Source organism: Sulfolobus sp. B1, from assembly GCF_007050195.1.
GTDB lineage: Archaea > Thermoproteota > Thermoprotei_A > Sulfolobales > Sulfolobaceae > Saccharolobus.
Window position 1 is genome coordinate 1 of sequence record NZ_QIMI01000047.1, and the last position, 11,879, is coordinate 11,879.

Genomic DNA, 11,879 nt, shown 5'->3' on the forward strand with positions numbered 1-11,879 from the left:
AATTGTTTCACTGAAGGCCATTTACCCTTCTTCCCCCAGATCTTTAGGAAGAGGTTCAATTCTTTCACCGGTCTTAATGCTATTCCATTATATATAGTCTCTGATAGTCTTGTCCCAGAAGGATACATATAAGTATATTTTGAGATCATAAGATACATTAAGTCAAAATCACCAATCACTGTACTTCCACCTTCTTCCCTCAAAACTTTTAGCTTTTTCAATCTTCTAACTAGATCACTTTGCCAATTCAAAGGACTTCCTTTATTTACCTTAATAATTATGTCCATATAGTCTCTTGCTTCATCTACTAAGTCTTTCGCCTCATTCAAGGAACCTAAGTAACAATATTCCGTTTTTTTAGTATAGGGATTGTAATGACTCAAATAAAGATACTCCTTGTTATTTATAACTCTCCTTATCACGGAAGTACCGATTTTACCGCATCTACTGCATACTGTCATTCTATCTCTCAGTTCCATGAAACAAAGTATGGTCATGGTAACTTTAAATTATAATATAGCAAATTCATGTATTACTATATATATGTCAGATCGTTATTTTTCTATAAAATTAAGAGAATAAAAGAGGAATATTTTGATTCAGTGTAGGGAATTTCAGAAGTTAAAACACTAGTAGCTTATACAATCAGTAACAATCTTATAAAATATTCAATCTTATTTTCCATCTTTTTTAATATACTTTGATATTTTAGTTTTATTGTACAATTAACTGTCTGATTCCTTTATTTTTCCAGATAAAGTGAAAACACTATAATTTAATTATCTAGGAGGGGTATATAAATATTTTATTGAAAGATAGCTTGTTGCGTAAACAGCGATTTCATTGTGAATGTAGTTTAGTGAAGCCTATAAAATTTTTTATCTTAGATCATGCGTGTGTGGACAACAATTTCATCCACCCCATATTCCAACTTATGCTAATGGATTTCGAGTAAATTGTGTTGTGGAAGAATATTTTTAGCCATCTCGTTATTGTGTCCCCTGTTGAGTTCCATGTGGAGTCCATGCTTGCTTAAGCTTCTGAACACGAGCAAATGATCCCCACGCTTAATATTAACCTTGACCTCGTAATTAACATTAGCCAATTTGTGAAGAGTAATGTAGCGTGAGGTAATAAAGTCCTTCAGCCTAGCAAGTAAAAGGCCAATACAATCTCGTCCAAGGAATGAAACCTAGGCTTAAAAGGACAATTTGGGAAATCAAACCTATTCTCGCCATAATAAATATCTCCAAAAATACTTTCCCGAAATAAAGAAAATTCAATTTATATCAATCAAATTGTTGTCAACACACAAATTTGTTGACCCGTATTAAGAGTATTATACAAGTGGATATTTAAATAATAGTCAGATAAGGGAACATATTCTCAGTTTGGATGAGAAAAACTTTAAGGAAACTGAGATACAATCGAAAGAGAATTAAGTGACGACTACCACGTACTAGCTTGATAAACTGTAATACAATGAGACTCGTTAAGAGGGGAACGAAGGAAAAATAACTCAAGCTATACGCTATTAAAATAGAACTATAATCCATTATAATCATAATAAGTTGAAAACACTTAAATGGGAAAAATCATTTTCTCTTCGAGAGTAAAATAATTATTGCACTAATGGTAACTAATGCAACTATACTTATAAAAACGATATTGTAAGGCAATGACTTAGAGCCAAGGGTGCTAGACTTAGTTTGAGTTGTTAAACTTCTGGATTGAGAAGTTACGGAAGAGGTGTTGATGTTTTTTTGAGTATTTGTTTGAGTAGTAGAACTGTTCTTCTGATAATTTCCTTGTGTGTATACTGTTTCTCGCATATAGACGTAAGCGTACGCTATTTCCCCTTTTTCGTTTACCCCATATAAGGAGACGCTTAAAGTCATGTTTCCACTTATGTTAAATTTTATTGGGAGCTCCATCAGCTTACTTCCATTCTGACTTAAAGTGAAATTATACTCAGTTCCATTAACTATGTATTTTCCGTCCACGGTCATCGATATAGTCAGTTTTACGTTCTCTGACGCATTACCTAAATTCTTTGCTATTATCCGTAGAGTATAAGTACTACCTTGTATCAGCCTCTTTACTACAGAACCATTAGATAAGAAGGATATGTTAAGTATAGGCCTAAAGAGTTGAGGAGTGAATAATACCCTTATTGTGGAGTTATTATCAAGCTTTATATAACCTTTCTGGACTTGAGGAGTGTAACCAACTGTATAGTTAATACTATAGCTTACGTTTGATATTAAATAGTAATAATCTCCCTTTGTAACGTAGAATGTGATAGAAGAGGAGTTGCTGGCCTTAGTAGTACCATTGAGGGTAACTGACCACGTGGAGTTTTGCGGAAGACCTTGTTCAACAAAGGTCAAGGAATAGATCAGAGGCATAAAGCTAATATTTACGTAGGAGGAGACCAAAGTGTCATTAACCTCTATCTCATAACTGCCGTATGGAAAAGTGCTGTTCGGAGATGACGGGAATGAAATTAAAGTAGTATTGTAAAGTCCAGAGGAAGACGTATTAACTAACTTCTCAACTACCTTTTCACCGTGTGGGTTAAACAACTTTATATCAACTTCTGAGTCTGGTATAGCTTTTCCGCTTAACAACAATTTCTCACCTGGGTTGAACACATATGCATTTAATTTAATGGTGGGAACCACATTTAATGGTATGTACATCTGTTGGTTATACGTTGTTTGTGTCCCTCCTAAATACAATGTACTTGCGTAGATCATAACCCCATATACCCCATTACCGTTTTTATCTGTTAATGAAAGGGGTGGAATAGACAAAGTTGTTGTAGAGTTTTCACGCAGTCTTAACGAGATTTGCTTAAGAATTATACCATTTGAGTTGATAAAGGCTATGGAAACGTAGGTCCTAGTCAGAGAGTGAAGGCTCAAAGTTCCATTAATTACTCTTACCTTAACTAATGTTGGACCATAATTACTACCTCCAATACTTGGTATATAACCCGGGGCTTGATATGTACCATATAAAGGATAATATCCCTCTGCAGGAGTAGAGACTACAGCAGACAGACCGTCTTGGATTAACAATGAATCGTTGGGTATACTACTGTTTTGCAAATGTCCCTCAATGCCCCAGAAAGGTATGGAACTCGCTGAAGTTGCGTTGCCATTCCACCAATTCTCACCAATCCCATTCACTATGAAATATAATCCATTTGGCTTAATCCAAGTACCATTAACCTTAAAGAGCATCATAATGGGAACCTCGACCAGGTTGGTTATATTGTAGCTGGCTGAAAAAGCAGTTAACGTCTCTATACCAAAGTCCTCACCACCGTTAGCATAAGTAGTCCCAGTGTGTATGTAACCTGGTAGACCGGGTTCAACAATTGGGGTACCATTAACCAAGAAAGCCCAATCCCCATTACCTACGTAAACCATAGTAAAGTTGTAAATAACGCCAGAGACTAGTGGGTAGTTAAAGTCTGTCCCACCAGGGCTACCGAAATAGTTGGAAAATATGCCCCAGCCCGCGTGAGATACGTTGTCGTAGCTTTCAGACCAATCATTAAAGCCAACTTGTGCCCACCAGAAGTTTGTGGAATTATAGAATCCCTCCCCTATCCAAATAGCTAAAGGAGTTGGTGCGGTATAGTTTGGAGCCTTTAGAATAAGTGACATCCCAGTGTTATTTGGAGGATTTGAAGATGGTCCTATATTCACTGCAAATTGGGGAGGTAATGTTATTAAGGAAGCTGTAAAGTTAGTGATAGGGGCGTTGTAAAGATTGTAAGCGAAGAGCGCTATAGTAGATCCGGGGTTATCAAGAATTATCCTCAACTCCTGCCCATTCGAAACAAAGTCTACATAACTATAGCTTAACGCCCTTGATGTTGCCACATAGTTGAAAGGGGGTCCTTCTATAGTCCCGTTGTATATAAGCTTTGACCCTTGATATATGGTAATGTTTAACGTACCATTGTAAACTCTAAACTTAGCCCTAACGTACCATTAGGTACAGGCTGGAGTATCTGGGTAGATTTATTTGGTAGAACCCCCCTATAAGGGGAGTAAAATATCGAGATTGGATAACCCTTACCTGGTTTCGCCCCTTTCTGTATCACAGGTGGAGAAGACTTACATGTTGGAGTATAGTAGGGTGATAAGAGGGTAACTGTTACCGAGGCTGAGGCGTTAAGCCCATTAGACTGATGGGCAATGACCACTATATGATACGTACCATACTTTGAATATATGTGAGAGGCCGGAAACCAACTTGTAGTAATATTTCCATCACCCCATGACCACGTGATTGAGGTTATTGTACAACTGTTTCCTCCCGGTAATGCTACTCCGTTTATGGTTACTTCAGTTCCGTTAATTTCAGGCTCTCCTAGGGATATGGTTGGTGGGGAACAATTACCTTGTGATTCAGAGATTAAAGAAAATAGCGATAACATTAGAATTAAAAGTATGAGAAGTATAGGGATTTTTTTCAAACTCTCACAAATTTAAAAACTCATTATTGTATTTAAACTTTATTGGAAAAATGCCCTTATGTGGATACGGTGCAGTTGTGTCAAAGTACATTTTGACTAATAGACGGATTTTAGGGATTTTAATCCCCTCATATCCCTTCCGATGGATTACTTTAATTCATTTGAGTGGTCTTTGTTAGTGTGAAAGCTATACGATACTCCATATATTCCATAATCAACGTATTGCATTACTATCTCAAAGTGGTTGTTACTTTGGTTTAAGGAATATGATCTCAAGATAGGTGCTCGAACTACTATGTTGTCGTTAACATACATGTATCTTTCCATATTTATGGACTCTATTTTCATATTATACGGTAAAAAGACCTTAATTTCATATTTTAAAGTAGGTGCATATATCCAAGAGTAACTTTCATGTACTTCATTATCCCCTTCTTTTTCTAGCTTATTCCATATATAGTATCCAAATTTTACTACCTCACCTACTGAGGCTGAGCCAAGATTAACTTCTCCATTGATTAAATTAGATAATCTCTTCACTGAGACCTTTGCAGAGATATCATTAGGTTTCATTAATTTATCAGACGTGAGTATCTCTGCTTTTCTCTTTTTAATTTTCACCACGCCTTTATTTGGAGTATAATGAAGAAATGAAATTTTTTCACAATCCTCATCCATTATCATGGTTAACAAAGATATTGACTCCGTATACATCAATTCTTTTTTAGACTCATGGACTTTTATGAGGTCTGAGTACTTGAGTATTATAAACTTATATGATACGTTCATGAAATAACTTCCTTTATCCTTGCTAACTATGCCTTGATTTATAAAGTAGTGTAACAACTCATTACTAAGCGTGAGCTTATTTTTTCTAACAGTTTTATTTTTGAAAAAATATGATAAGTTTTTTATTAGATTCTGATTTATTTTATCTGCCATGTTACCAACTCTGTAAGGTCATTGAGTAATCGGTTTTCTTTCGTAGACATATATATATATTCCTAGTATTAAATTAATTAAGTAAATTACTTTAATAATATTAATTACGTAAGTAGGAGGTCCAAATGCGATACTTGTGACTATAAAGAGTGCGGCGTAAAATATTACTATCCCTTCGCCTATTATACTATAATCTGGTCTATTACTAAATGTAAGACTGAAGAGAACTAACCCTATTATAAAGATACCCAATCCAAAGATGAGGAGATGCAGACTAATAGAGATCCATAAAATTGACCCAATTAAAGTTAAGAAAATACCTAGTCCCCCAGCAGTTGTAGGCTTACTCAAATCATTTTTAGGAGTTTTTTCAGGTTTAGGGATAGGCTGAGTACCAGTGATAGGGGATGTATTATTATATTCTCCTTGATTAGCCCCCTGAGGTTTTTCCGTTTTCATTTTTTGTTGATTTTTAGTTTTTTCTGGTGCCTTCTCCTCAAACCAGATTAGATCAACAGAGGCTAAAGTATTCAAGTAGAACATCGTCATTCTTATAGCTAAATTATCATCACTAATACCAAAACTTTTCTTAACATTATTTACAACGTCAACTACCGAATCCCCATCTTTAATAACACTCCACATTTGATATATTGGAGGTAAAGTTCTCACTACTCTAGTATCACTCTCGAAGTCATATTGCTCTGAATTTTTTATCATCGAGATATTTACTTCTCTCTTCCTAACTACCTTAGATGAGATAGTTGTATAATCCAGTTTTTCAGGATTAGGTGGCTCCCCCTTTACCACTTTAATTAACATAGTTGATAATCTATCAATAATCTTATCATCCCTTAACTTATTAATAACATCATTTAGGTTTACTAGATCGTTTATTAAGGTCGTATAATCTCTAATGTTCTCCAGCCTGTCTAAAAGCTTAACCGTATCACTGTATTCTGGATATCCTGCTAAGTATATCATCATCGCTTTGGAGGATAAAATTTTCTTAAACATCTTCACTATGTCCTCTGTTGTATATTTAGTTTCCATAGAGAGTAAAACGTAATTATATAAGCTGCTAATTGCTCCAGCTACAGTGGTCTCGTTTGTATAAACCTGCCTTGAAATATCATTTAGAATCTGAGTACGATCATAAATTTCCCAGCAACTTAAGCTCTTGATACGTTGACTTCCCGTTCCTATTCCTAAAATGGAGGAGCTTATTCTCAATCTATCCTCATAAGGTATCTTCAATATTAAATCCTTAACTAGCTTTGTATCATTATTATACAAATCTAAGGCATCCACGATACTAAAGAAGATAAAAAAGAGTAAATCTGCCATATAAGCTTGGAGTAAACTTAGTTGTCCTCCATTAGTTAGAATACTCTCTAGCTTCTTAATATCCTTATTTTGTAAAACATTTATTAGAGTGTTTACTGTAGTAGTTAGTGCAGATCGAAAGTCTGTATACGATATAGCGTTAAAAGTGTTTTGAGGGATAAGGTTTAAGAAATCGCTCGTATGATCCTTAATATAATACAATATTTTTCGAGTAGAATCCCATAAATATTGCTCGAGTTTGCTCAGGTGTTCAACAGAATCCCTATTTGCGTTAACTTCTACCGGAAAGAACCCTAGATAGATACACATGTCACATAAGAACCTTGCCACATCTCTCAATATTCGAGCAGAATCCCTAAGTGATTGTATTGAACCTGGGTTCAATAAAACTTCGTTTACCGTTCTTATGGCATCTCCTATATCCCCAAACCGATTATTATAGTTTACCTTCTCTGCGTAGTACTGGAAAAAATCCCTTGAAACCTTGTTGACTGCGTTGTAGGAATACCTTATTTTAGCCACATAATAAGCAAATGAAAGAAGTCTTGAGGGAAAATTGTAATCCGCGTTATTGTATGGATCTGTATAAAGTTGAGTGCAGTCTTTATTCAAAACTATAGGGAACTTTGATTGGTTATAGTAACCTACAATTGTAGAGCATTCCTCACTTAACTTTCTCTCTAAGTCAGCAGCGAGACTTTGGGAAGTTTTTTCCAAAGCTCTAATATCGAATCTGTCAGATAACACCCTCTCCAATGTTCTTAGACCTCCACGTCTAGTTGTTAATTGTTTAGCTATGCTCAACATTAGTTGGTACTCGGTGATCACATTAAATAACTTTTCTTGATCATTAATAAATTCTCTATATTCTGAGAAATTTTTAACAAAATCATTAAGCCCTTTTAAAATAAAAAAACCCCTTTCTGCTCCACTTTTTTTAAAATATTCCAGTAAAAGCGATTCTGGATCCCTTTCTGGCATATCTCTCTCACCCTCTTATTCTCATCCCTTGAGTCTCTTCCCTAAAATTATTTAGGACATTGAAAAGATCATCACAACTCCTGCTTAACCTATCTACGTAATTTATCAAGTTTTGAGCTATATTAGATAGGTAGTAGTCTGTAGTTTTCTTTTTGAGTTCATTCAACTTAGTTATGTAGTCTTTAGCGTATTTCTGTCTAATATCCTCTAATAACTGTAACGTATCAAACGTGAGTTTGTTTATATCTTCGATTGCCCTATTAACATTTTGATTGTTCACAGTTTCATTTTTCTCTCTTATATTGTTGAATATTTCAGCTGAAGGTAGTTTAACATTAGAGACTCTGTCAATAGCACTCCTTATTTTCGGAAGATCTATGTTAGTTGAACCATTTTCCAGGCTTCTTATAGCGTTGCTTAGCTCTAGCATTATATTCCTCAAGTCATTGTTGATACTCTTAATGCCACTATAAACGTATGACAAATCAATGATTCCCCATATATCTATATAGTATAACGTGGGGTCAAAGTTACTCCAAAAATCAGCTATTTTTCTCACCGCTTCTGATTGTATCGTATTGCCAATTCCGATATTGGTTATATTCTCAAATGCTTCTAAGTCGTCATAGAAGAGAGTATGATGAAATATCATCTCTTCAGGTCTGTTGTCTTTCATTTCCTTATAGGATCTTTCTAGATAAGTTAAGTCTCTTAGAATTGGTTGTTCCTTACTGCTTATTTTCCACACGTATATGCCATTTATTATGTGATATGTAGATATATCAAACCTCTTGTATTGTATGTACCCTTTTTTGAACGTAGGATTAATGGCCTTACTTTGCAATCCATCTCTTATCGCTCTGTCATTCGGGAACTCATTTACTAATATGTTTTCATCGGACGAAGTGGTTACCATAAGGGCGGTAACTAATGGTGGAGATGAAACTACATCTTGACCTCTGTCATCTTGACCTCTGACGTTTCTAATTAGACTGGGATTATGCTCTGAAATGAAATTCTTAGCATCTGTAGTAACGTTTAACGGAAGGTTTATCCTCGTATAATCAATGTTTAACATTGTTAGACCAATTTCACCTAGGGGAGACCTGAGATGTGATAGAGCCCTACTGAACTCATCCCTTCTTTGGGATAAAACTTCATAGAGGAAAGTTCTCTCGAGTGGATAGTTAAAGTTTTCTAAATTTGGTACTCCAAATACGTACTGTATAGAGGATGCAGGAGGATTCTTTAGGAACACCTCCTCAGATTTCACTGTAGAGTTAAACTCATTAATTCTTCTCTCTATCGTGTTTTTGTTTGGACCTTCTTCTGTAGAGCTCATTAATCTATTATACGGAGTTTCTAAGTTACTAGGACCATAACTACCTCCCTCTTCTATTGAAGCCCTCCATAGGAGGAGATCTTTATGCATATTACTTGTTATTGAACTCCATTTCCTATAGACCTTAGTAATTAGCGAGTTAAGGTCTTCTATCAGCGTATTAATCTCATTTTCTAAGTTTGAAGTATTAGCCTTATATTTGGATATATCATCACGGATCTCAGCCAAGAGCCTAGTTAATCTTGTGTATCGGTCATTTATCTCATTTGAGATACGTATCCCAATATTCTTATACCACGATACTCTAGATGCAGGAAAATATATATCATATCTACTAAATGTTAAGAACGAATTGGGTGCTAAATTTACGTTTGTCCTAATATCATCTAAATCAAAAGTATCCGTGTAACCGGCTCCTCCAGGTTGAATATTGATGTTATTGGGCCTTGCCTCCCTCACACCAGACGTACCTATATCAGACAAAAATCTAGCTAACCCTATTCTTATATTCTCGTCAACATCCTTCTCTGGTCTGTCCCTGCTAATTAAGAAAAATGCTAAAAACGGATTCGTAACATTATTCTCCTCATCAGCCCTGGCCCCACCATTGCTTAATATAAATTGCATCTCTTTCATAGCTGCCATTGCATTTATGTGGAATATAGCTCCCTCTTCAGATCTAGGTAGTACACCAAATCCCAACACGTAAGGGTCGTTTACTCGAGTCGTCTCTCTTAATTTCTCTAACAAATCTCTAGTGAAATGTATGAAAGAGCCTGATCCTGTACCTCCCCCCAGAGAAGTTAACACTATTAAAAGTACTCTCGGAGTCATAGTCCTATTTATAAGAGCTGTTAACCTCATAGCGATATCTTGCATTAAAGCATCCTTAACTGTATTATACATGGCGAAACCTACAGCTCTCCTGTTTCCCGCCCCTTGAATGTAGCTTAGACTGAACCCTGCCAACCAAGGATTATGATTTACTATGTTATTCGCAGAAAGTAGCTCAAAGTTATCGAACGTGTATAGAAGGTTTTCTACGACAGTCCCTTTATATGCGTTCCTAAGGTCTGATATATTAGCTTGGTTAGTGTCAAAAGCTACAAAAAGGAAAGGATTATCTGTATTTTCCCTAATAGATCCTTGAGACAACAAGTAGTCTATAAAACCCCTAAGTAAAGCAGTCCCTACACCTCCTAGTCCCACTACGACATAATTTATGTTTGGTCTGACCACATCTGGCATTTCAGGCTTATTATCTAAAGAGGTAATGATTAGATCGGGATTCCTTAAAGCTGTGTTATATAGCTCTGTTGCCTTATTAATGTTATCGATTACTTCCTTTATCTCATTCTGAGAAGTATTAAGTTTAGAGTTTATTTCCTGATAGGCTTGTTGAACCGATGTAATCTTTAAAGATATCTCCTGGTATCGCTTACTTAGATTATTAAAATTATGATATTTCCTAAGATACATCAACACGGGAATAATTCCTAAAATTACTAATGCAATGAAAATAGCCATGTAAAGTAAAGAGTAGAATCCTTTATTCGATTCATAAGCGTTATTAATTATGTTATAGAGAGGAGGAATTATGAGAGGAGAGTTTGCAATAGAATATGCCAGCGAAATTATTAGATTAATTATCGTTATCACTTGTTCCCTCGTGGTAAGCTCCTCTGTAAGTAGCCATAACACAACATATTCCACTATCATTAATATTGCAATAGTAAATCCAATAATAGATAGACCAACCGGATTAAACAATGTACTCAGCACTAACATTACTTCTAAATTCCCAAATATACCAATACTCATGTGTACACACCCCCTTTTATTTAAGAATTATATGAGAACCGTAATATAAATATAGCTTTCATAAAAGAGTTCCAAATTACGTAAAATTGGAACTAAATTATCGTCTAAGATTTACTTCGGAGTTACTTTAGTGGCAATGTATATCTTTAATATTACTGTGCTTATAGTTACCTAAATAAAACTTACCTAATAACCTTAAATGATATTTACTTAAAACTAAATTAATGATGTTTAGATTTCATTCATATATTTGAAGATTGTTGAACTGCCTCACCTTAGAATCTAGAGTAGGCTTATGATATAATCCATTCTAGGTCTCTTACTAGGATCTGGATTAGTAGTGAGCAAAATAACCTTTCTAAAATTATCTGGATAAGCGGAAAGAGAGGCTATTAACCCACCACTATAATATCTCATGTACTTCTCCTCAGCTTCCTTCAAGATACTCAAGAACCTACTCCCATTCCTCACATAATCATCTAAAGCATCATCCATCAACTTAACCAACTCTGGGGATTAAAAGACCTCCTAGTCAAAGCCGTGTAAAGAGAAGCCCCAAAAGAGAACACATCCATTGATGGGTCAGCCCTACCAACTATCATAGCCTTAACTTGATCAATAGAACAATACTGCGAAGTATACTGAGTAACCCTCTCCCCAACCCTCCTAGCAGAACCCAAATCCCCCAACTTAACCTCAGCATTACCATTAACCAAACTATTATAAACCTCCTCACCAGTCCCACCCAAAGGCTTACGTGTGTGGACAACAATTTCATCCACCCCCATATTCCAACTTATGCTAATGGATTTCGAGTAAATTGTGTTGTAGAAGAATATTTTTAGCCATCTCGTTATTGTGTTTCTTGTTGAGTTCCATGTGAAGTCCATAATTGCTTTAGGCTTCTGAACACTTACTAAGCTTGCCAAAAGTTTCAACATCATGTTTTAA

Annotated in this window: 8 protein-coding genes; all 8 read right to left on the reverse strand. The window is 35.4% G+C overall.

The annotated features are described in order from the left end of the window. Window positions 1-479: hypothetical protein (locus DMP16_RS04770; protein WP_143576936.1), on the reverse strand; the 479-nt coding region annotated here is incomplete at its 3' end. Window positions 480-1,595: 1,116 nt separating this feature from the next. Then, a complete protein-coding gene (locus DMP16_RS04775; protein WP_231961167.1) occupies window positions 1,596-3,896 on the reverse strand; it encodes a hypothetical protein in 2,301 nt (766 codons plus the stop codon). Window positions 3,897-3,964: 68 nt separating this feature from the next. After that, on the reverse strand, window positions 3,965-4,495 hold the full coding sequence (locus DMP16_RS11340) for a PKD domain-containing protein (protein ID WP_231961168.1): 531 nt from the start codon (window positions 4,493-4,495) through the stop codon (window positions 3,965-3,967). Between the two features lie 147 nt (window positions 4,496-4,642). Then, entirely contained in the window at window positions 4,643-5,437 is a 795-nt protein-coding gene (locus tag DMP16_RS04780; protein WP_069284443.1) for a hypothetical protein, read from the reverse strand. A gap of 18 nt (window positions 5,438-5,455) precedes the next feature. Further along, window positions 5,456-7,765, reverse strand: a complete 2,310-nt coding sequence (locus tag DMP16_RS04785) for a hypothetical protein (protein WP_069284444.1) — start codon at window positions 7,763-7,765, stop codon at window positions 5,456-5,458. A 7-nt stretch (window positions 7,766-7,772) separates the two neighbouring features. Continuing rightward, window positions 7,773-10,928: a tubulin-like doman-containing protein gene (locus DMP16_RS04790; RefSeq protein WP_069284445.1), complete on the reverse strand. Its 3,156-nt coding sequence runs from the start codon at window positions 10,926-10,928 to the stop codon at window positions 7,773-7,775. 282 nt (window positions 10,929-11,210) lie between these two features. Further along, window positions 11,211-11,423, reverse strand: a complete 213-nt coding sequence (locus DMP16_RS04795) for a hypothetical protein (RefSeq protein WP_069284446.1) — start codon at window positions 11,421-11,423, stop codon at window positions 11,211-11,213. Continuing rightward, window positions 11,423-11,857 (reverse strand): hypothetical protein, encoded by a 435-nt coding sequence (locus DMP16_RS04800; RefSeq protein WP_143576937.1) that lies wholly within the window; start codon window positions 11,855-11,857, stop codon window positions 11,423-11,425. Before DMP16_RS04800 ends, DMP16_RS04795 begins: the two co-directional genes overlap by 1 nt. Window positions 11,858-11,879: the final 22 nt, after the last annotated feature.

What these genes read in the sequence shown, in the direction of transcription:
- DMP16_RS04780 (WP_069284443.1), bottom strand. Translation starts at nt 5,437, where the DNA reads ATGGCAGATAAAATAAATCAGAATCTAATAAAAAACTTATCATATTTT.
- DMP16_RS04785 (WP_069284444.1), bottom strand. Translation starts at nt 7,765, where the DNA reads ATGCCAGAAAGGGATCCAGAATCGCTTTTACTGGAATATTTTAAAAAA.
- DMP16_RS04790 (WP_069284445.1), bottom strand. Translation starts at nt 10,928, where the DNA reads ATGAGTATTGGTATATTTGGGAATTTAGAAGTAATGTTAGTGCTGAGT.
- DMP16_RS04795 (WP_069284446.1), bottom strand. Translation starts at nt 11,423, where the DNA reads ATGGATGATGCTTTAGATGATTATGTGAGGAATGGGAGTAGGTTCTTG.